Annotated in this window: 19 protein-coding genes; 7 read left to right on the top strand and 12 right to left on the bottom strand. The window is 59.6% G+C overall.

Annotated elements, in window-relative coordinates:
• The first annotated feature begins 131 nt into the window (after nucleotides 1–131).
• Nucleotides 132–971, top strand: a complete 840-nt coding sequence (locus G5S37_RS12790; protein ID WP_165204482.1) for a polysaccharide deacetylase family protein — start codon at nucleotides 132–134, stop codon at nucleotides 969–971.
• Nucleotides 972–975: 4 nt separating this feature from the next.
• On the opposite strand, the gene G5S37_RS12785 is transcribed toward G5S37_RS12790, so the two are convergent.
• From G5S37_RS12785 to G5S37_RS12740, 10 genes are all read right to left on the bottom strand, one after another.
• Nucleotides 976–1,959: a zinc-dependent alcohol dehydrogenase family protein gene (locus tag G5S37_RS12785; RefSeq protein WP_165211568.1), complete on the bottom strand. Its 984-nt coding sequence runs from the start codon at nucleotides 1,957–1,959 to the stop codon at nucleotides 976–978.
• 38 nt (nucleotides 1,960–1,997) lie between these two features.
• Nucleotides 1,998–2,480, bottom strand: coding sequence for a hypothetical protein (locus tag G5S37_RS12780; protein WP_165204480.1), 483 nt, complete (start codon nucleotides 2,478–2,480; stop codon nucleotides 1,998–2,000).
• A 93-nt stretch (nucleotides 2,481–2,573) separates the two neighbouring features.
• Nucleotides 2,574–3,314 (bottom strand): glucose 1-dehydrogenase, encoded by a 741-nt coding sequence (locus G5S37_RS12775; protein ID WP_165204478.1) that lies wholly within the window; start codon nucleotides 3,312–3,314, stop codon nucleotides 2,574–2,576.
• Between the two features lie 57 nt (nucleotides 3,315–3,371).
• The gene (locus G5S37_RS12770) at nucleotides 3,372–4,196 is read right to left on the bottom strand and encodes an alpha/beta hydrolase (RefSeq protein WP_165204476.1); all 825 of its coding nucleotides are present in this window, start codon (nucleotides 4,194–4,196) and stop codon (nucleotides 3,372–3,374) included.
• Nucleotides 4,197–4,533: 337 nt separating this feature from the next.
• Complete coding sequence (locus G5S37_RS12765) at nucleotides 4,534–5,604, bottom strand: response regulator (protein WP_165204474.1); 1,071 nt, start codon at nucleotides 5,602–5,604, stop codon at nucleotides 4,534–4,536.
• The gene (locus tag G5S37_RS12760) at nucleotides 5,601–6,065 is read right to left on the bottom strand and encodes a response regulator (RefSeq protein ID WP_165204472.1); all 465 of its coding nucleotides are present in this window, start codon (nucleotides 6,063–6,065) and stop codon (nucleotides 5,601–5,603) included. The genes G5S37_RS12765 and G5S37_RS12760 overlap by 4 nt, the downstream gene beginning before the upstream one ends.
• A gap of 26 nt (nucleotides 6,066–6,091) precedes the next feature.
• On the bottom strand, nucleotides 6,092–7,327 hold the full coding sequence (locus G5S37_RS12755) for an ATP-binding protein (RefSeq protein ID WP_165204470.1): 1,236 nt from the start codon (nucleotides 7,325–7,327) through the stop codon (nucleotides 6,092–6,094).
• A 162-nt stretch (nucleotides 7,328–7,489) separates the two neighbouring features.
• Nucleotides 7,490–8,437: a universal stress protein gene (locus tag G5S37_RS12750; RefSeq protein ID WP_165204468.1), complete on the bottom strand. Its 948-nt coding sequence runs from the start codon at nucleotides 8,435–8,437 to the stop codon at nucleotides 7,490–7,492.
• A gap of 104 nt (nucleotides 8,438–8,541) precedes the next feature.
• On the bottom strand, nucleotides 8,542–9,498 hold the full coding sequence (locus G5S37_RS12745; protein WP_165204466.1) for a universal stress protein: 957 nt from the start codon (nucleotides 9,496–9,498) through the stop codon (nucleotides 8,542–8,544).
• 272 nt (nucleotides 9,499–9,770) lie between these two features.
• Nucleotides 9,771–10,175: an Rrf2 family transcriptional regulator gene (locus tag G5S37_RS12740; RefSeq protein WP_165204464.1), complete on the bottom strand. Its 405-nt coding sequence runs from the start codon at nucleotides 10,173–10,175 to the stop codon at nucleotides 9,771–9,773.
• Between the two features lie 87 nt (nucleotides 10,176–10,262).
• On the opposite strand from G5S37_RS12740, the gene G5S37_RS12735 reads away from it, so the two are divergent.
• From G5S37_RS12735 to G5S37_RS12715, 5 genes are all read left to right on the top strand, one after another.
• Nucleotides 10,263–10,736 carry a group III truncated hemoglobin gene (locus tag G5S37_RS12735; protein ID WP_165204462.1) on the top strand — a complete coding sequence of 158 codons (474 nt, stop codon included), beginning with the start codon at nucleotides 10,263–10,265 and terminating at the stop codon, nucleotides 10,734–10,736.
• A gap of 119 nt (nucleotides 10,737–10,855) precedes the next feature.
• Nucleotides 10,856–11,449 carry a group 1 truncated hemoglobin gene (locus G5S37_RS12730; RefSeq protein ID WP_165204460.1) on the top strand — a complete coding sequence of 198 codons (594 nt, stop codon included), beginning with the start codon at nucleotides 10,856–10,858 and terminating at the stop codon, nucleotides 11,447–11,449.
• Nucleotides 11,450–12,214: 765 nt separating this feature from the next.
• The gene (locus tag G5S37_RS12725) at nucleotides 12,215–12,808 is read left to right on the top strand and encodes a YceI family protein (protein WP_165204458.1); all 594 of its coding nucleotides are present in this window, start codon (nucleotides 12,215–12,217) and stop codon (nucleotides 12,806–12,808) included.
• A 7-nt stretch (nucleotides 12,809–12,815) separates the two neighbouring features.
• Nucleotides 12,816–13,985, top strand: coding sequence for a type III polyketide synthase (locus tag G5S37_RS12720; RefSeq protein ID WP_165204456.1), 1,170 nt, complete (start codon nucleotides 12,816–12,818; stop codon nucleotides 13,983–13,985).
• The gene (locus G5S37_RS12715; protein WP_165204454.1) at nucleotides 13,978–16,038 is read left to right on the top strand and encodes an FAD-dependent monooxygenase; all 2,061 of its coding nucleotides are present in this window, start codon (nucleotides 13,978–13,980) and stop codon (nucleotides 16,036–16,038) included. Before G5S37_RS12720 ends, G5S37_RS12715 begins: the two co-directional genes overlap by 8 nt.
• A gap of 22 nt (nucleotides 16,039–16,060) precedes the next feature.
• On the opposite strand, the gene G5S37_RS12710 is transcribed toward G5S37_RS12715, so the two are convergent.
• Both G5S37_RS12710 and G5S37_RS12705 read right to left on the bottom strand, forming a co-directional pair.
• Entirely contained in the window at nucleotides 16,061–16,666 is a 606-nt protein-coding gene (locus tag G5S37_RS12710) for a pyridoxamine 5'-phosphate oxidase family protein (RefSeq protein ID WP_206026425.1), read from the bottom strand.
• Nucleotides 16,663–18,915 (bottom strand): cation-translocating P-type ATPase, encoded by a 2,253-nt coding sequence (locus G5S37_RS12705; protein WP_206026424.1) that lies wholly within the window; start codon nucleotides 18,913–18,915, stop codon nucleotides 16,663–16,665. The genes G5S37_RS12710 and G5S37_RS12705 overlap by 4 nt, the downstream gene beginning before the upstream one ends.
• Before the next feature lie 221 nt (nucleotides 18,916–19,136).
• On the opposite strand from G5S37_RS12705, the gene G5S37_RS12700 reads away from it, so the two are divergent.
• Complete coding sequence (locus G5S37_RS12700; protein WP_165204452.1) at nucleotides 19,137–19,364, top strand: hypothetical protein; 228 nt, start codon at nucleotides 19,137–19,139, stop codon at nucleotides 19,362–19,364.
• Nucleotide 19,365 lies beyond the last annotated feature (1 nt).

Genomic DNA, 19,365 nt, shown 5'->3' with positions numbered 1-19,365 from the left:
CAAAGCGCAACTGCCGGGCAACGACAGGAAACGAACGGCGACGGGCAAGATGTGGAGAGCGTAAAGGCACTCTCCCGGCGACCTTGGGTCGTTCACCAATCCAACCCAAAACATCAAGGGAGGAACGGGCCATGAAACTGAACATTCGAAAGTGGGGTGCCTGCTCGGTGGCGGCAATCCTTCTGGTCGCCGGATACCAGATGCTGGTTCCCCAACGTGAAAAGACCACCCCAAAAGTCGACACGGTCGTGCGGACATTACCAGCACCGCTGCCGACACCGAAACAGATCCCGACACCCGCGCCGCGCCCGGAGTTGGAACGCGGACCGCGCCATTTGCGCCAGGTTGCACTGACCTTTGACGCCGGTGCCGAAGCCGATGGCCTGAACGACCTGCTCCGCGTGCTGGAACGCGAGGGCATCACCGCGACCTTTTTCCTCACGGGAAGATGGGCGTGTGAAAATCTGACCCTAGCGAGAGCGATTGTGGCGAAGGGTCATTTCATCGGTAATCACACATGGGCGCACAAGGACCTGACCAAGCTCGAAGATGCGGACATCCGGTTGGAATTGCTCCGCACGGATGATCGATTCGTGGGATGGTTCGGCGCGCAATATCATCACCTCGCCCGTGCGCCTTTTGGCGAAACGAATGAGCGTGTGCTACGCATCATGGAAAAGGAGGGCTTCTACGGCGTGCGATGGAGCATCGATACCCTCGACTCGATCGAACCGCGGAAATCCGCAGCCTTCATTGAAGGCAGGATTCTGGGCCTGAGCGATGCAAACCTCCAAGGTGCCATCGTGCTCATGCATGTGGGTTACCCTGAGACTGTGCAGGCACTGCCCACGGTGATAGACCGGCTGAGGGAACGAGGCTTCGAGTTCGTCCCCGTGAGTGTGTGGGTGCCGGAGCTTGGATTGCCGCAATCAACAAATCCCATGTACAGGTGGCCGCTCGCCCAGCCGTAACTCCTCACGGCACCAGCACGGCTGCACCATGAAGCCTGCCCTCGCGCAAATCCGCGAGGGCTTCATTGGCAGATTCAAGCGGGAAGGCGCGGGTCTCGGTAAGCACAGGAACGGCAGGCGCCAGCGCGAGAAACTCAAGACCGTCCTGCCGGGTGAGATTGGCCACGGAGACGATGCTGCGTTCCCCCCAGAGATCAGCATACGGGAATGAGGGGATGTCGCTCATGTGAATGCCTCCGCACACCACTACCCCACCCTTGCGCAGATGGCGCAAGGCCAGGGGCACAAGCTCTCCCGCTGGAGCGAAGATAATGGCGGCATCGAGCGGGAACGGAGGAGCATCTGTCGATGAGCCAGCCCACACGGCCCCAAGACTCCTCGCAAAGTCCTGTGCCATGACATCGCCCGCACGAGTGAACGCACAGATCTCACGACCCTGATGACGCGCCACCTGGATGATGATGTGTGCCGCCGCTCCAAAACCGTAGAGCCCCAGCCTGCGTCCCTCGCCCGCTTTCACCAGCGACCGGTAGCCGATGAGACCCGCGCACAGCAAGGGTGCAGCAGAAACCGGATCCATGTCCTTTGAAATCGAGAAGCAGAAGCGCGCATCTGCCACGGTATACTCGGCATAGCCACCGTCGAGCGTGTAGCCGGTGAACCGGGCGGTATCGCAAAGGTTCTCATGACCGGTGAGGCAGTACTCGCAGATCCCACAGGTCCATCCCAGCCAGGGGATGCCCACGCGATCGCCATCTTTGAGAGTTGCCACCTCCGAGCCCACCGTGACGACCTCTCCCACAATCTCGTGTCCGGGAATGAGGAAAGGTTTGGGATGAGGCAGGTCGCCATCGACCACGTGCAGATCCGTACGGCAGACGGCGCAGGCCAATACCTTCACCAGTACCTGCCTTTCGGATGGCACTGGTATGGGCACCTCAAGAAGCTCAAGAGGATGCCGCGCATTGCGGAGGACCATGGCCTTCATTACGACGCCATGGTACACCACCGGGGCCTGTTCCACCACTACGCCGAGCGCCCACTTTTGCGAAGGGCGAGTGCTTGCACGACCATGATGACGATGAAGATGAGGAACACCGTGCCGATGATGCCCTGCAGCACCGGGCTCTCCCTGCTGGTGATGAACGGCGCACCCACAGGCAGGCGGGTGGACGTTTCCGTGATGCCGGGAACGAAGTGGAAGAAGAGCGTCAGGGTGTAGCCGAGGGTCTCCACCATTTTTGCCTTCCCACCGAACCATCCCTTGTTCTCAGCCATCCAGGCGATGCCGAGCACCACGAGGGTGATGATGCCCAGGACGTGCGCCACGTTGAAGCCTCCCTGGTGGAAAATGCCGAACCCCGTGAGGCAGGTAAGGACAGTGGTCCACAGGTACACCTGTCCTGTCGCGTTCTTTGAAGTGATCCGGTGATCACGTACGAGGGCGATGATGCCGGCGATGACTGCAATGACACCGATGATGGTATGGATGATGCCGAGTGTGGACATGAGGAATGTGATGAGGGTGGTTTCAGGTGAAGCACAAAAAAGGCCAGCACCTCAGCAGGAGCACGCTGAAGGCTGGCTAGATGATTTTCGCATCTATCTCAGGCCGCCTGTGGCATAGAGGCACTCTCCGGTGATCCACCCGGAGTCTGCTGACGCGAGGAATGCCACCACGGGAGCGATGTCGCCCGGCTGGCCGATGCGACCCAGGGGAGTCATCGCCGCCACGGTTGCGGCGTAGTCGATGATGCCTGCGGCGTGGATGCCCTCCGTCTCCACCAGGCCGGGATTCACAGAGTTCACACGAATCTTCTTTGCCGCGAGTTCCTTGGCAAAGGTGCGTGTGAGTCCATCGACCGCGGACTTGGTGGCATTGTACACCGGCGTGCCGGGGGAAGAGAGCGTGCTGAGCACGGAGCTCACATTGACGATGCTGCCGCCCTCGGGTCCGATGTACTTCAGCGCCTCCTGCGTGGCGAAGATGAGACCAAGCACATTCAGATTGAAGTGAACGTGGAAGTTCTCCTCGGTGATCTCACCGACCGGCGCTCCGCGATAGAGGCCGGCATTGTTCACCAGGATATCCAGCTGGCCGAACGCGGCCTGGCCCTCGGCGAATAGGCGGACGACGTCCGCCTGCTTCGCCACATCGGCCTGGACCGCGATAGCTTGCCCTCCGGTGGCCTTGATTTCCTGCACCACCTTGTCCGCTCCTTCACGACTGGTCGCGTAGTTCACGACCACCGCCGCTCCCTCCGCCGCAAGTTTCTTGGCGATGGCGGCGCCAATCCCCTTGGACGCTCCGGTGACGACGGCAACTTTTCCGCTGAGTTTCATACCTGAATGCTTCGAATCGCTGAGTGCTGAAGTGCTGGGTAATAGTGGAGTGCTAATTTAGGATCGGGCAAAGGCCAGCAGGTCCTGATTGAGCTGCTCCTTAGCTGTGTCACCGAGGCTGTGGGATCCGCCGGGATAGACCTTGAGCTGGGCGCCTTTCACCAGCTTGGAAGAAATCATCGCGGACGCGCCGATGGGCACGATCTGGTCATCATCGCCATGGATGATGAGCGTGGGCACATCGAACTTCTTCAGGTCCTCGGTGAAATCCGTTTCGGAGAAGGCCTTGATGCAGTCATAGGCATTCTTGTGCCCTGACTGCATGCCCTGCGTCCACCACGACTGGATAAGTCCTTGTGAGACCTTGGCGCCTGGGCGGTTGAAGCCGAAGAAGGGGCCGCTCGCCACATCCAGGAAGAACTGCGCGCGATCCGCGAGATACGCGGAGCGGAATCCATCGAACACCTCAATGGGCAATCCACCGGGATTGGCCTCTGTCTTGAGCATGATGGGGGGCACGGCACCCATGAGCACCGCCTTCGCCACGCGGCTCGTGCCGTGACGGCCAATGTAGCGAGCCACTTCGCCACCACCCGTAGAGTGGCCGATCATGATCACGTTCTTCAGGTCCAGTTTTTCAAAGAGCTCCGCCAGGTCATCGGCGTACTGGTCCATGTGGTTACCATCCCACGGCTGGCTGGAGCGTCCGTGCCCACGGCGGTCATGGCCGATGCAACGGAAGCCGTTTGATGCCAGGAAAAACATCTGTGCCTCCCACGCATCTGCGCTGAGGGGCCAGCCGTGGCTGAATACGATGGGCTGCCCGCTGCCCCAGTCCTTGTAATAAATCTGCGTACCGTCTTTGGTGGTGATCGTGCTCATGTGTAGTCGCTTTTGGTTGGGTTTGCTGACTCGAGTCTCCTTGCCTTCCTGCTCCGTCGAATGCACCGGCTGGTGCGCGCACATTCCGCGCCGTGCCGTGTGGTAAATCACCGCGCGTCATGCATTTTACAAGGCATTTCCATGTGGGCATGTGACAATCTTTGCCACGAGCCGCTGGGATGATTTCCTTCTACTCCTTTCGAACGAGGGCATTCGAGGAGAAAGCAATGTGGGGCAACAACCGTCAGTGCCGGAGGCGCGCCGAGCAGGCCAAGTCCGGCCACGCTGGACAAGGGCCGGGCTGGAAGTCAACTACCGCTGACCGCAGGCAGAGGACTCACCCATTCGGAAAGGTACATACCACTTCCGTGCCGTGGGGCTTCGCAGGACGGATCTCCACCGACCCACCGATCATGCCGGCGCGGTACTTCATGGTATAGAGGCCCATGCCATTGCCGCTAATCTCGGGGACGGGAGTTCCTTCGGTGCCGTCGCTCACGACGCGTAGCGTGGCCTTGGGTCCCTCCTGCGTGAGGATGATATCGATGTGCTTCGCTTTTCCATGCCGCACCGCATTGTGCATCGCTTCCTGGGCGATGCGATAGAGGTGCGTGGCCTTGGCGTGATCCTGCACCTCCACGGCATCATCACATTCGAAGCTGCAGCTCACCTTGAAGAGGAGACCGGCATGCTCCGCCAGCGCCTTCAGTGCGGACATGAGGCCCTTCCTCTCCACTTCGACTGGGGACAGGCCACGCGCCAGCATTCTGGTCTGTTGGATGGCTTCCTTCACATAGGACGAAATGGAGGCTACCGCGTCGGCATCGCCCGGTGAATTTGAGGCAAGGCGCTTCTTCAGCACTTCGAGCAGCACGTCCACGCCGGCGAGCGTCTGCCCCAGGCCATCGTGAAGATCGTGTCCGATGCGGCGCTGCTCACGTTCGCTGATCTCCAGCACCTCACGCTCCAGTCGCTTGCGTTCCTCCTCAGCAGCCACCAGCCGCCTTTCGCGATCCACCTGCGCCAGCGAACGATGCACGACGGTCGGCACGAGTTCCAGAAACTGCCCGTCCTTCACAATGTAATCCAATGCGCCGCGTTTCATCATATCGACCGCCACTCTCTCGTCTCCCTGCCCCGTGATGATGACAAAGGGCACGAGTCGTCCTCTACCTTTCAGACGCTCCACGAGTTCGGTCGCATTGAGATCGGCAAGTTTCAAGTCCAGCAGCATGAGACTGGCTTCATGCTCTGCAAGCCATGCCATGGCATCCTTTCCCGAGGTGGCGGTCTCCGCATGGTAGCCCTCACGGCGAAGTGATCGTGCGATCAATCTCGTGAGTCCTTCATCATCATCGACGACAAAGATGGTCTGAGACGGTGCTGTGGTGGATGCTTCCTCGCTCATGCTCCAGAAGGGCTGGGCTGGACGTTGACTTCGGGCACTTCGACCATGGTCACAAAGTGCCCCAGGCTCGCGATGGTCTCGGAGAATTTCTCGTAGTCCACCGGCTTCACCAGGTAGTGACTGCAACCCAGGGCGTGACAACGCGAAACCTCCCGAGGATCATCCGTAGTGGTGAGCATGATCACGGGAATCTTCCGCAACTCCGTGTCCTCCTTGATCTGCCGCAAGACTTCCACGCCATCCACCTTGGGCATGCGGATATCCAGCAGCAGCAGATAAGCTGCCTCCGCGGGCCGCTGCCTTTCTGTTTTGCAGAAGAGGAAATCCAGCACCTCCTGCCCGTCTGAGAAACGCTCGATGGGATTCGCCAGAGCGGCGCGGCGCAGATTTTTTTCGATGAGCCGGGCATGACCGGGATCATCATCGACAATGAGAATGGTAACTTCCTGCTTCAAGTTCATGAAGGCAACACGTGAAGACTCGCAGATCAAGCGGGCGTTGAAGGAGCCGGGAGTGAAACAAAGAAGCGGCTGCCTTTGCCCGCCTCAGACTCCAGCCAGATTCTTCCCTCATGCCGCTCCAGAATGCGCAGCGCGATGGTCAGCCCGAGCCCTTCACCGTGTCCATGGGAAGGGTCCAGGCGGTGGAAGATTTCAAACACCTTCGACTGGTGGGCCGTATCAATGCCGATGCCATTGTCCTCCACGCAGTAAATGGAGCGACCATCTTCACGCCGGGCACTGATGGTAACGCTGCATGGCCGGCCCGGGCTGCGGTATTTCACAGCGTTGTCGATCAAGTTGGAGAATACCTGATTGATCTGCACGGCATCGCCCATGCAGGGCGGCAAGTCACTGACCCGCACGGTGGCTCCCGCCTGCTGGAACTGGTATTCCATCGTGTCCATAATCTCGGACATGAGACGGTTCATATCGAGCCGCACGATGGTGAGGGCCACGCGCCCCATGCGTGAGAATCTGAGGAAGCCGGCGAGAAGCGCTTCCATCTTGCCCACGCTGGAGAGAATGAAGCTGAGCGCTTCCGGAATGTCTTCCTTGAGCGCTTCTTCCACACCGGGAAGCTTCTCCGCCTCATTTCCGGCAAGTCGTGTCTCCAACAGCTTGCAGGCTCGGGAGAGTTCCTTGCTGAATCCCTGGATGTTCACCAGCGGCGAGCGCAAGTCGTGCGAGGCGACGTAGACGATGGCCTCCAGTTCCTTGTTCTTTTCCGCGAGCGTGCGCGCCATCTGGGCGAGTTGCTCCTCGTACTTCTTCCGCACGCTGATGTCGGTGCGAATGGCGATGTACTGCACGGGCTGCCCTGCCTTGTCGAGGAAGGGGAAGATGGTCGTATCCACCCAGTAGTAGCTGCCGTCCTTCGCGCGATTCTTGATCTCACCCCGCCATACCTTGCCCTTCGAGATAGTGCGCCACATGCCGGTGAAGAACTCACGCGGATGGTGGCCGGAATTGATAATCCGGTGATTGCGCCCCAGCAGCTCCTCACGGCTGTACATGGAGATCTGGCAGAACTTGTCGTTCACATAGGTGATATCACCCTCAGGATCCGTGATGGCGACAATGGAATGCGCATCCAGCGCGGCCTTGAGGTCGTGCAACTCCCCCAGCCTCTCCAACAGTTCTTCATAGGCAGGCTGCACCGGCGGGGTGCCGGGACCACCGGAGGTGGGCAATCCTTCTGAATTGGAAGCTTCGGAAGACATGGAACTTAATGCGGCACCGAGTCGAAAGTGACTTGCAGTTAGAAGCCGCAAGTCACCGTCCCGTGCCTGACATCTCAGTAATTGTTCCATGTCGGTCATGTCAATTCTTTTGGGCATTCGCCTCTCCCCATTCTGCTCGCCTGTGCGAGCGCTCCTGACGCTTCACTTCACTACCAGCACCGGGCACCATGCCTGGCGCACCACCCACTGCGCAGTGCTGCCCACGTACGAATGTCCCCAGCGGGTGTGCTCGTGCGGCCCTACGATGACCAGATCGCTGTCCTTCTCCTTCGCGAGTTTCACAATCACGTCCCAGGGCTCTCCCACCTCGACACGCAGGTCCCAATCATGGCTGAGCGGTAGCTTGGTCGTGCGCACCTCATCCAGTTTTTCAAGAGCTTTATGGAGGCGATCAGAACAAGCTTTCTTTTCCGCAGGGCAAAGTACAAAGGCAGGCGCAGGCTCCAGGACATGCACTAGAGTGACATGGCTGCCTTCCTGGTTGCTCAAGGCACGGGCCATGTTCAGCGCATGTCGGGCACCGGCCCGGTGGTCATAACCTACCACGATGCGCTTGAACTTGAACACGGGCGTCCTCAGCGTGGGCACGCCATCTGAATTCGCAAAGGCCTTTGTCACGAGAACAGGACAGGGCGCATGCTGCACCACCTGCTCAGCCACGCTGCCAATGAGCGTGCGTGCCAGGCCCATGTGTCCATGGCTGGACGTCACAATGAGGTCAAAGCTCTCGTTCCGGGCCATCTCACAGATGCTGCGGGCGGCATCTCCAGTCATGACTCTCGTTTCAAGCGTGTCGCCATCATGTGCACCGTATTTGGTGCGCAGCTGCTTCATCATCCGGTCCGCATGATTGATGCGGCTGGGCAGGTTCGTGCCACGATGCGCTGTTCCATGTTCCGCAGTGGGTTCGTCCTTGGGATCCACCACGTGTAACAAAGTGACGGTTGAACCGGGGCTGGCCATCACCAGAGCGACTGTGGCGTCCACGGCGGCCAGGGAGAAAGGCGAGAAATCCGTGGGTGCGAGAATCCTGCTGACACGCGAGCCAGGCTCAGCAACCACGGGTGCTGTACTGTGCGCGATTTTCATGATCCTAGGATACCCCATGTGGGAATAGGGGGCACTGCGGATCTTGCGATGCGATGCGCGTCCTGCGTCATTGCGAGCGCGCATCATCCTTGCAGGACGCACGACTACGCTGTGGCCGAGACTTCCGCCTTATACCCCTCTTTTCGAAGCGTAACGGAAACCCGCGGCTCGAGGTCCGCGGTGCCCAGGTACACACACAGGACATTCGTGTCCGTGTGGGCGAGCACTCGCCGGGAGAAGGAAGGATGCCGCAGACGTTGCAGCCCATGCTTGTGGTGCGAACCCACCACGATCAGGTCGGCTTTCGTTTCGTGAGCCAAGGAGACAAGGTCATAGGCGGGATTCCCCAATGAGACCCGCACATGCACAGCCTGCGGCATTTTACCGACTGTAAGGTAGAAGCGTTCCTTCACCTTCTCCTGAATCTTGGCCACTTCTGCAGCCGTGGGGGCAAGAAGGTCCGACGGTTCAGCGGCCCATGACTCGCTCTCCAAGATGAAGGCATCTGTCTGGACGAGGTGGGCACACTCGAGATCGATGGGGCCGAGGATGAGCAACCTTGCCAGCGCACTGGAAATGGCCTGCTCAGACTCGCTGATGTCCGACGCGCAAAGCACCTTCAGTGATTTGCCGTTCTGCAGCCACTCCAGCAACGGCTCCGGACGACGTACGACAAGCGTGGGCGAACTCACGGTCTCCGCCACATGCTCAGCGACACTGCCCATCAACAGTCGCGTGGCCATGCCCTTGCCCGTGGCGCCCACCACCACCATTGCGGTGTCGTGATTTCCCTCGGAAGTGAGATGATGGTCGGCACTGCCATGCATGACCGTGGTCTCCACCCTCTGTCCAGGAGAGCAGATTCGGTCAGCCTCCGCATCCAACAAATCCTGGCCGTGAGTCTGGAGCGTGTCGTCGACCGGATACTCCGTAGGCGCGAGCCAGTCTGCGACGCAGTGCACCAGCTTCAGGGGAAGTTTGAGCTTCGCCGCCATGTACGCCGCCACTTCTGCGGCGGCTTTGGCAGGCTCGGAGAAATCGGTACCGCAGAGAACTTTCATGGGAGTAGTGGGTTCGAGTTGGAGTCTGAGGGATGAAGGAGTGAATCGAAGGTGTGTGCTGGGAAGACACTTTCATGATCCCACGAGTGGGACGAAACCTCTCGGCATCCATTGGGATGTATTGCGCGTTTCTTGGAGCGCGCGCAGCTCAGGCGCAGCTGGTTCACGGGAGCCGCGCCAAGATTTCACCGGCGAATCCCAAGAGATGCCGAGTGCCCCGCAGCTCCGGATGCGAGCTTGGGGGTGCAGAACAGCCCCCCTTTTTGATGAACCTACTTCGATGTCATCGCCAGATCACGCACCGTGTGCGCATCGAGCACGGAGTAGAAGGCACTTTGGGCCTTGTAGAGGATGGGCTTCAAATCGCATTTCGCGGAAATGGGGCAGGTATTCGTCGCAGGTGTGAAGCACTCCACGACATCTGCCGTCTCGGTGAGGCGTACGATTTCGCCCAGTTTCGTATCCGGCGTGTGTGGCGCCAGCATCAATCCCCCACTCGCTCCGCGTTCCGTCTTCAGCCAGCCCGCGCGGGTCAGCGTCTTGGCCACCTTCGTGAGATGATTCAACGAGACACCGTAGAACGCCGCCATCTCGCGTGTGGTGGCCTTCTCTCCCGGTCGCTTCATCAAATAGATGAGGACGCGGAGAGCATAGTCGGTGCGGTAGGTGAGCTTCATCAGGTGAGATCAGAATCAGAAACGATGCATTCCCATTGTGGAGTGAAAGATTTGTTTTCCAATTAGGTATTTATAATACCCATTTCAATGAACATTGCCAACCCCCAACTCCCCGACCTGCAAGGTCGCCCCGATATCGAGAGGCTTGTGAATGCCTTCTACGAGGTCGTGCGGAAGGATGAACTCCTGGGTTTTATCTTCGACGAAGTCGCCAGAACCAACTGGGAAACCCACCTGCCGCGCATGTATGCCTTCTGGGAGACGGTGCTCTTCCGCACGGGCGGATTCACCGGCAATCCGGTTGCCGCGCATGCGAAGCTGGTGCCACAGACCGAGATGGGCCGCACCCAGTTTGACCGTTGGCTGCTGCTCTTCCGCCAAACGGTGGACAGCCTTTTCAGCGGTCCCAATGCGGATCACATCAAGAACTGCGCGCAGGACATGGCGAACGTTCTGTTCAGCCGCATCAATGGTGTGCCCGATCCACGCTTCGATCCTGCCCGCCTGACACCGGAGCAACGCGCCCGCTACGCGAAGTACCGGGCCGAACAGCCCGCTTGAGGAAGAAAAGCGGCTGCCCCCTTTGCGCCCCAATCCACCTCCTCGGTGGGAGGGACGCTTATACCCCCAGACAAACCGAAAAAGAAACACAAACACACACTGCTCACACGCTACCACCCATGAAAAGAACCATCCTGGTCCTCAGTCTCGCCTTCTGCTCTCTTGCCGCCACTGCTGCGGACACCAGCAAAGGCGCCGAATCCACCGCCCCCACCTGCCCTGTCACTGGCAAAGCTGCGAACCCCGCCATCACGCTCGTGTACGAAGGCAACAGCTATGCCTTCGCCGACGAGACCGCCAAGCAGAAGTTCTCCGATGATCGTGCCAACAGCCTGTACCAAAAGCTCGGCGGCAAGACGGCCATCGATGCAGCCGTGGAACTCTTCTATGTGAAGGTGCTGGCGGACAAGCGCGTGAACCACTTCTTCGAGGACATCAACATGAACAAGCAGAAGCGGAAGCAGAAGGAATTCCTCTCCGCTGCGCTCGGTGGTCCCATTCCGTACGCGGGCAAGGATCTCCGCAGCGCTCATGAAAGCCTCGGCGGACTCAATGACTCGCACTTCGATGCCATTGCCGAGAACCTGCTGGCAACCCTCACCGAACTGAAGGTCGATCCACAACTGATCGAACAGGCCATGGCCATTGTCGGCAGCACTCGCGATGCCGTGCTCAATCGCCCGGCGAAGCCTGCGACACCCGCCGTTCCTTAAGGTCGGCACTCCCATTAAAAGACCTTCGTCGTTCAGCCTGTCTGGCGGCGAAGGTCACGTCTCCGCCAACTTGCTATTGAGACCAGTTAGCATTGCAAAAAATCATTCAACGCCAAGCAAATCTCGAGGTCACAGAATCGGTCTTCCGCTCGTCGTGTCTTTGTGACCTGGCTAAAATCCATCCTCTGTGTCTGGGCATCCTTGCAGCTCATCCTGCCGGGGTGCCTTTGCCAGTTGCTGGAGCCGCTCGGCATTCATGTTCCGCATCATCACCATCATCACGGAACATTTGTCAGGCAGGAGCATCCTGGCCCATGCCAGGTAAAAGCACCTCTCCCGCAGGGCCCGGAGATTCCCTGCCATTGCGACGAGCGCCCTGACCGCACTACAGACGAATCCCTCGCCGCTGTCGTCTCGGAGATACCGGACGTGAAAAATTGTCAGTGGGAGATGCTGCACGCATGGGAGTATCGGCCAGCGCCAACGGTGGTGCGGCTCATGCGGCTGACAGGAAGAAGCCCTCCCCATGAAGGGATGGCCACCGCAGAAGAAGCACGGCTCGCCCGCTGCGTGCATCTGCTTTGAACAGAATTCCGGTCACGTATGATGCTCTTTCCGTAAGGGCAGCAGGCTCGTGATCCACGCCCACTCCAGGCCGTGACGAATACACGGCCATGGGACGCAATTGCGTTGGCACGTCATGCGGACGGCCGCGCCCACTTCTGTTCATCAGCATTTCACTTCTACATCTTTTTCATCATCATCATGAGAATCCCTTTCGCCCTTCTTGCGTCACTTGCAGTCCTGCTTGGGCTGGAGACGCATGCCTCCGCGCAGAGCTCCACCACCCAGTGGAAAGCCTCTGCCTCCATTACATTTGCCGGCACTTCAACCCTTCACGACTGGTCAGGTACCGTAAAGGCCCAGCCCTTCATCACCACCGTTGGGATGACGGACGCCGACAAACCGTCGTCCATCACAGCCAAGGTAGAGGTGAAGACCGTGGAAATGGACACCAAGGAACCCAAGCGCGACGAGAACATGCGCAAGGCCATGCGTGCCGTGGACTTCCCACTGGTGACCGGTGAGTTCGACACGCAGTTCTCCCAGCTCATTTCCGGCACCGGCACTTCGCCTCAGGTGCTCCCCTTCAAGCTGACTATTCTTGGGAAAACACAGTCTGCCACAGGGACCATCTCGAACTGGAAGCAGCAAGGAGACAGCGCGTCGTTCGAACTGGACTTCGATGTCTCGATGAAGGCGTACGGCATCAAGGTGCCGTCCGTCATGCTGGTCATCCGTGTAGGGGACGTGGTGAAGGTCCACGCCAAGGTCACGCTGGAGAAAGTCAACGCCTAAGCCACAGATGAGCGCATACATTCACCACATCGCGACCCTGGCGGCGCCCTTCTCGTATCAGCAGGATACCATCCGTGAGCGCATGATGGGATGGACCTCCGATGAACGGCACCGGCGCCTGCTGAGTGCTCTGTACAGACGTTCCGGGATTGAGACCCGGTACAGCGTGCTGGAGACATTCTTTGAGACCGGCGGCAACGGCCTCTTCCAACCAAACGAGAAAGGCTATCCGGGGAACCCCGGTACGGCAGAGCGGAATGCCCGCTATGCCAAAGCCTCGCGTGAGATGTCCGAGCAAGTAGCCAGACGTGCACTCGAGGGCAGTGGGTACAAGGCCAGCGACATCACGCATGTCATCTATGTCACCTGCACCGGATTCGTGAATCCAGGGCCAGAACTGCATCTGGTGGAGGCGCTCGGGCTGAATCCCGGTGTGGAGCGCTACACCCTGGGATTCATGGGCTGCTATGCCGCCTTCCCGGCGTTGCGCATGGCTGCGCAGTTCTGCGCGGCTCGTGAAGATGCCGTAGTGCTGGTCGTGTGCCTGGAGCTGTGCACGCTCCATCTCCAACTGGAAGACAAGCCGGATGTGATGCTCGCCAATTCGCTTTTCGCGGATGGGGCTGCAGCGGCCATCATCAGTGCGCGTCCTCCGGCTGCAGAGACACCCGCTTATCGATTGGATGGCTTCACTTCGGAGTTGGTGCCCTCAGGCGCAGCTCACATGGCGTGGGACATTGGGAATCACGGCTTCGAGATCAAGCTCAGCAGCTATGTGCCGGAGATACTCGGCGCAGAAATGCAAACGCTCATGACGCGAGTACTGGGCAAGCATGATCACTCTCCCGAAGAGATCACCGAGTGGGCCGTGCATCCCGGTGGACGCGCCATTCTCGACAAGGTGGAGCAGGGACTGAACCTGCCAAACACCGCGCTGGCGAGCTCCCGCCGCGTGTTGAAGAACCATGGCAACATGAGCAGCGCGACAGTGCTCTTTGTGTTGAAGGACCTCCTGGAGACGCGCGCCCCCACGACTGGACCCACGTGTGCCATGGCCTTTGGCCCGGGACTCACCGTGGAGGTGGCACTGCTCCAGCGGGTGGGATGCAGTCCCAAGCAGCGCGCCATCGAACTCACGGCCTTGCAAACCCTTCACGATTCTACGTTGCATGGCTGACACATCAAAGTCGATGGAGGGAACTTCAGGGCCAGCGACGCGATGGCCCACCTCTCCGCCCTACACCACGCTGCAGCGGTGGACCGCGCTTGGCTATGGGATGCTGTGCCACGGACTGTTCATCATCGCGGTCTCAACGATGTTCGTGGCGCTCCGTTCCGGCTTAACAACGGGATGGAGCACCCTTTCAGGATGGAAGGGAGTACTGGGAAACCTCGCGCTCCTCTCCCAGTTCGCCGCTGGGCACAGCCTGCTGCTCGGAGAGCGTGGTCGCAAGTGGTTGGCCAGACTGGCGCCTTTCTCTCTGGGGAAGGCGCTGTCCACCACCCTTTTTGCGACCATCTCATCGCTGCAACTCCTGCTGGTGTTCCTCTGGTGGTCTCCTTCACATGTGCTGTGGTCTGCGCCAACAGGCTGGCTTCTGCATCTGCTGGATGTTTTCTATGCAGCGTCATGGCTGCTGCTGGCAAAGTCGATGCATGATGCCGGCATGGATGTGCAGACCGGATCGCTGGGGTGGCGCAGCGTGTGGCGCAATGAGGCGGTGGTATACAAACCCTTCGCTAGGTCGGGAACCTTCCGGCTTGTACGGCAGCCCATCTACCTCTCATTCGCTCTCATCCTGTGGACGGCTCCAGTCTGGACGCTGGATCATCTTCTGGCCGCACTGCTTTGGACTGGCTACTGTATCGCAGCGCCGGTGCTGAAGGAGAAGCGCTATGCCAGATACTACGGAGACGCCTTCGTCCGCTACCAGGAGCGCGTGCCCTACTGGTTGCCCCGTCTACCACGACGGCGCAAGGAGGCTCCTACCGCGAGAAGTGAAAACGTGAATCACGATGTGGTCATCATCGGTGCCGGTCCTGTAGGACTGCTGCTGGCGAATCTCCTCGCGGCGCGTGGCACACAGGTTCTGATCATCGAGCAGCAGGCCGACGTGTCATGTCCATCGCAAGCCATTGGCATCACCCCACCCTCCCTCGAAATCTTTGGCCGGCTGAATCTCGCGGAGTCACTCATCGCCTTGGGAGTTCCCATTGCACAAGTGAAGGTGGATGGCCACTACGGCACACTCGGTGTCTGCGACTTCACCCTCCTACCCGGCACACACAAGTTCGTACTGAGTGTGCCACAATCCCACACCATGGAACTCCTGCGCACGAATCTCGAACGCTATCCCCATGCGACCATCGTCAGAGGAAGTGAAGCGAAGATCCTCTCTCAAGACAGTTCCGGTGTTCAAGTAGAAGTGCGCAACCGGGAAACACCCACCATCATGACGGCAGGACACGTGATCGCCTGCGATGGAAGTCGTGGCTCCACGAGAAACCGGCTACGCATTCGCGCTCATGAAGGGAGATATGGCTGCCACTTCGTGATGGCGGACTTCAAGGACTCCAGTGGTTTGGGAAATGAGGCCCGCCTGTTCTTCACGGCGGATGGAGCCGTCGAGTCCTTCCCTCTTCCCGAAGGCAGGAGGCGCTGGGTCATTCAGGTGCCGGATCGCCTTGCCTCCACCAGCGCGGATGGGACGACCATTGTGCAGACCGTGCTGCACCGCACCGGCATTTCACTGGGGACACCCGACGAAGCACTGCCTCCAGCGTTTGCCTTCAGTCCACGCTGGATGAAATGCGACACATTCGTCGACGGACGCATCTTCCTTTGCGGAGATGCTGCGCATGTCATGAGTCCCATCGGAGGCCAGGGAATGAACACAGGATTCGCGGACGCGGAGTTCCTGAGTGTGGCCATACCAGCCATGCAGGACGATCCATCGAGAACTGCTGCCTGGTCTCAGGCCTATGATCGCATTCGCTCACGCGCTGCCCGTATCGCCACCCGGCGGGCAGCATGGGGGATGAAGCTCGGGACCTTGCGAGGAGGCGCAAAGGCCGTTTTCAGGGATGCCTTCATGCGGGCAGCGTTGTTCTCACCGCTGCTGGCACGCCCTCTTGCCTCATGGTTCTCCATGAACAGCATTCCCGGAGCCACCTTGAACCGGGTGCCACCGGGCCGCATGCCGCGCCCGCCCCAGTCGAGGCGCTCGTAGAACGCCTTGCAGATCATCACGCTCACGCCATCTCAAATGGCTTGAGCGTGAAGTGCACGTTGTGCTTCGGTGAGTGGATCTCGACGGATTCGACCGTGGTCTCGATCGCGCAGAAGCCGGGCTTCTTGTGATAGTGCTCCAGGAAATAAGCATGGGACATGTCCACGATGCGCTGCCAGATGCGCTTCAGTGTCGGGCCATCCGAGATGACCTTCGCCTTGCCCTTGAGATTCACCACGAGGGAGAGGTCCTTGTTGAAGAACATCCAGTTCACCTCCGGATGTTCCTTGAGTTCCTGCACCTTCCGGCTGCCCGGTGAAGTGAGTGTCTGGAAGACGGGGAACTCATCCAGGGCCAGGGTGGACATCCAGCGCATCTGCGGCTTTCCCTCGGCATCGATGGTACCGAGGATGCCTGGATAGTGCCCGTTCACAATGCTCTTCGCCAGATTGATGACATCCTCGCTGTCTTCGATGTCATAGGTGTTCGGGTCGAATTCGATGTCGTTCGTTGCATTCATGGCAATGAGGAATTCGTTCCCAGTATAGAGGATTTCGCCACAGCCTGCCAGCCTTCCCTTGTGGCGGTCCGTGCACATCTTGCGTGCTTCCACGGCATGTTGCTTCACTTCGCCGCCGTGTCCTTGTGGAAGATGAGCCGCAGGCTGTTCAGGCACACAATGAGGGTGCTCCCTTCATGCGCCACCACGCCCCAGGCCAGGGGCAGCAGCGATGCGAGGGACGCCAGTGAAGCCAGCGCGATGGCTCCGAGCGCAATGGCCAAATTCTGCCGGATGATGCGCCGCGCACGCTGACTCAGTTCCAGGGCAGTGAGCAGCTTCTCAATGCGGTCGTTCATGAGCACGATGTCACTCTGCTCCATGGCGGCATCACTGCCCCGCGCGCCCATGGCCACACTCACATGCGCGGCGGCAAGGCTGGGCGCATCATTCACACCGTCACCCACCATCGCAACTTTCCGTCCCTTTGATGTGAGTTCTTGAATGATGTTCACCTTATCGCCCGGGTGCAGGCCGGCACGCACGCTGGCGACCCCCAACTCCTTGGCCACGCTCTCCGCGGCGGCGCGGCGGTCACCGGTGAGCATCATGGTTTCGATACCATGTTCCTTCAGCCGCTTCAGCACGGAGCGGCTGCCCTCACGAATGGAGTCCTCCAACAAGATGCGCCCCACCACGCCCTGTCCCAGAACCCAGACTTCGGAGAAGGCAAGCGGTGTGTCCGGCACCTTCTGCAGCCATTCGCGGAATTGGGGCTGGCTCAGCAGTTCACGCCTGCCGACATAATACACCACATCATGAATCTTCCCGCGCAATCCCATCCCTGAGATGCGCTGGAAATCCGTCACGGTCTCCGGCTTCAGCTCGTGCCGCCTGCCGTACTCACTGATGGCGCGTGAGATGGGATGATTGGAATGGCTGTCCAGCGAGACCGCGATGCGCGCGACTTCAATCTCGTGACCGGCCGGGAAGCTCTCCACCTGACGCACGCGCATGGCCCCCTCGGTGAGCGTGCCGGTCTTATCCATGCAAATGACATCCACCTCAGCGAGCTTCTCGACCGCGGCGCCACCGCGGAAGAGCAGACCGTGTCTCGCCCCCCAGGCAATCGCCGCGAGGATAGCGGAGGGAATACTCAAGGCCAATGCACAGGGAGACATGACCACGAGCAACGTCATTGAGCGGTAGAAGGCGGATGTGGTGCCAGGCAGATTCTCAAACGGCTGTATGCCCACCACCAGCCACCACACGAAGAACATGCCAATCGTCAGCCCTATCGCAGAAAGCGTGTAGGTGGTGCCGAACTTGTCCGTGAAGCGCTGGCTCGGCGCGCGCAGGTGCTCCGCCTGCTCAATGAGCGCGATGATGCGCTGCAGCGTGCTCTCGGCGGACACCTTTTCCACACGCAGGGCGATGGAGCCCCAGAGATTCAACGTTCCGCCCAACAGCGTATCTCCGCTGGCCTTCTCAATGGGCACTGATTCACCGGTGACATTGGATTCATCCACCGCCGTCTCTCCAGAAATCAAGGTTCCGTCGACGGGAATCAACTCATCCGGCAGCACTCGCAATTGGTCTCCAATTACGAGAGACTCCACAGGACGCATTTGCAGGCTGCCATCCGCAGCGATCACCCGCGCCACCTTCGGTGCAGCTCTTGTAAGCGCGCTAATCTCGCGGCGTGTGCGATGCAGCACATAGTGCTCGATGGCGCCGGAGGTGGAGAAAAGACAGAGCAGCAGAGCCCCCTCACGCCACGCGCCAATCGACGATGCCGCGAGGGCCACCGCGAGCATGAGGAAGTCGATATCAAGGCGCAGGTTCTTGAGCTTCGCCCAGGTCTCCACCGCTGTATTGATGCCGCCGGCGATCATGGAGCCGGTGTAGCAGGCGATGGCCAGCCACTTCAGGGGCTCGTGCCGCTCCAAGATCACGCCGGCCAGCAGCAGCACCAGACACATACCGGCTTGCAGGGCCAGGCGCTTCCACTCAGAAGCTTGATCCAGCTCTGCATCACGCACCGTGGGCCAGGCAAACTGCCTCCAGGTCCAGGCCTTCCGCTCCGCGGCGGAGGAGACATGCGGTCTCTCAATTACCAGCGCGGCATCCGAGGCGCCCTGTGCTGCCGGACGGGTCGACAGGAACTGCTCATCAAGTTCCCGGATGAGCGTATCGAGCTTGTCTTTCAGCTTCGCGGCATTGACGATGCCCTTCGTAGCCACAGAAATAGTCTGACCAGCGGGATCCAGACGCATGGCGAGGATCTCATCGTCCTGCGCGAGAAAGGCAGCCATGCCTTCCATCCAGGTGGAAGCCTCTTGGTTCGAGTCGCTGCTTTCCGTGTCAGTCGCTGGCATGGCGCGAATATTTTCTCCGGCAGATATTACGTGAACAACATCACTATCTGCAACCAGGCTCTCCAGGCCACACCGATCTTGCGCATTTACCTGCAGAAGTGCCGCTGTGAAGGGGTTGTGATTCCCGCTATTCAGCAAGGAAATCTGTCGATTTCACAAGATCTGTGCGGAGAAGCACAACATCCGCCAAGCGATGCGCATACCGCTGGTTGAGGGTGACGATGCAATACCGAAACAAACCCTTCTCCTTCACCATGGAAGCACTCGCCATCACCATCTTTTTAAGCGTGCTGCTGGCAGTGTTCTTCGTGGTCCTGTTTTTGGGCAGCCGCCATCGTCGCGGACTGGGCAGTGAACAGGAGGCACTCATGCCACTGGAGGAGGACCTGCCGCCCGTGCGTCCTGGTCGAGCAGCCACGACGCACGTGGCGGGCAGGCATGGCTCTTGAT

The organism is Roseimicrobium sp. ORNL1 (genome assembly GCF_011044495.1).
In the GTDB taxonomy this organism is placed as follows: Bacteria; Verrucomicrobiota; Verrucomicrobiia; order Verrucomicrobiales; family Verrucomicrobiaceae; genus Roseimicrobium.
This window is presented reverse-complemented; position numbering and strand designations above follow the sequence as displayed.

Coding starts and splice junctions, on each gene's coding strand:
- G5S37_RS12735 (WP_165204462.1), top strand. CDS start 10,263: ATGAACATTGCCAACCCCCAACTCCCCGACCTGCAAGGTCGCCCCGAT.
- G5S37_RS12755 (WP_165204470.1), bottom strand. CDS start 7,327: ATGTCTTCCGAAGCTTCCAATTCAGAAGGATTGCCCACCTCCGGTGGT.
- G5S37_RS12715 (WP_165204454.1), top strand. CDS start 13,978: ATGGCTGACACATCAAAGTCGATGGAGGGAACTTCAGGGCCAGCGACG.
- G5S37_RS12705 (WP_206026424.1), bottom strand. CDS start 18,915: ATGCCAGCGACTGACACGGAAAGCAGCGACTCGAACCAAGAGGCTTCC.
- G5S37_RS12770 (WP_165204476.1), bottom strand. CDS start 4,196: ATGAGCACGATCACCACCAAAGACGGTACGCAGATTTATTACAAGGAC.
- G5S37_RS12740 (WP_165204464.1), bottom strand. CDS start 10,175: ATGAAGCTCACCTACCGCACCGACTATGCTCTCCGCGTCCTCATCTAT.
- G5S37_RS12730 (WP_165204460.1), top strand. CDS start 10,856: ATGAAAAGAACCATCCTGGTCCTCAGTCTCGCCTTCTGCTCTCTTGCC.
- G5S37_RS12790 (WP_165204482.1), top strand. CDS start 132: ATGAAACTGAACATTCGAAAGTGGGGTGCCTGCTCGGTGGCGGCAATC.
- G5S37_RS12750 (WP_165204468.1), bottom strand. CDS start 8,437: ATGAAAATCGCGCACAGTACAGCACCCGTGGTTGCTGAGCCTGGCTCG.
- G5S37_RS12780 (WP_165204480.1), bottom strand. CDS start 2,480: ATGTCCACACTCGGCATCATCCATACCATCATCGGTGTCATTGCAGTC.
- G5S37_RS12745 (WP_165204466.1), bottom strand. CDS start 9,498: ATGAAAGTTCTCTGCGGTACCGATTTCTCCGAGCCTGCCAAAGCCGCC.
- G5S37_RS12725 (WP_165204458.1), top strand. CDS start 12,215: ATGAGAATCCCTTTCGCCCTTCTTGCGTCACTTGCAGTCCTGCTTGGG.
- G5S37_RS12775 (WP_165204478.1), bottom strand. CDS start 3,314: ATGAAACTCAGCGGAAAAGTTGCCGTCGTCACCGGAGCGTCCAAGGGG.
- G5S37_RS12785 (WP_165211568.1), bottom strand. CDS start 1,959: ATGAAGGCCATGGTCCTCCGCAATGCGCGGCATCCTCTTGAGCTTCTT.
- G5S37_RS12760 (WP_165204472.1), bottom strand. CDS start 6,065: ATGAACTTGAAGCAGGAAGTTACCATTCTCATTGTCGATGATGATCCC.
- G5S37_RS12765 (WP_165204474.1), bottom strand. CDS start 5,604: ATGAGCGAGGAAGCATCCACCACAGCACCGTCTCAGACCATCTTTGTC.
- G5S37_RS12720 (WP_165204456.1), top strand. CDS start 12,816: ATGAGCGCATACATTCACCACATCGCGACCCTGGCGGCGCCCTTCTCG.
- G5S37_RS12700 (WP_165204452.1), top strand. CDS start 19,137: ATGCAATACCGAAACAAACCCTTCTCCTTCACCATGGAAGCACTCGCC.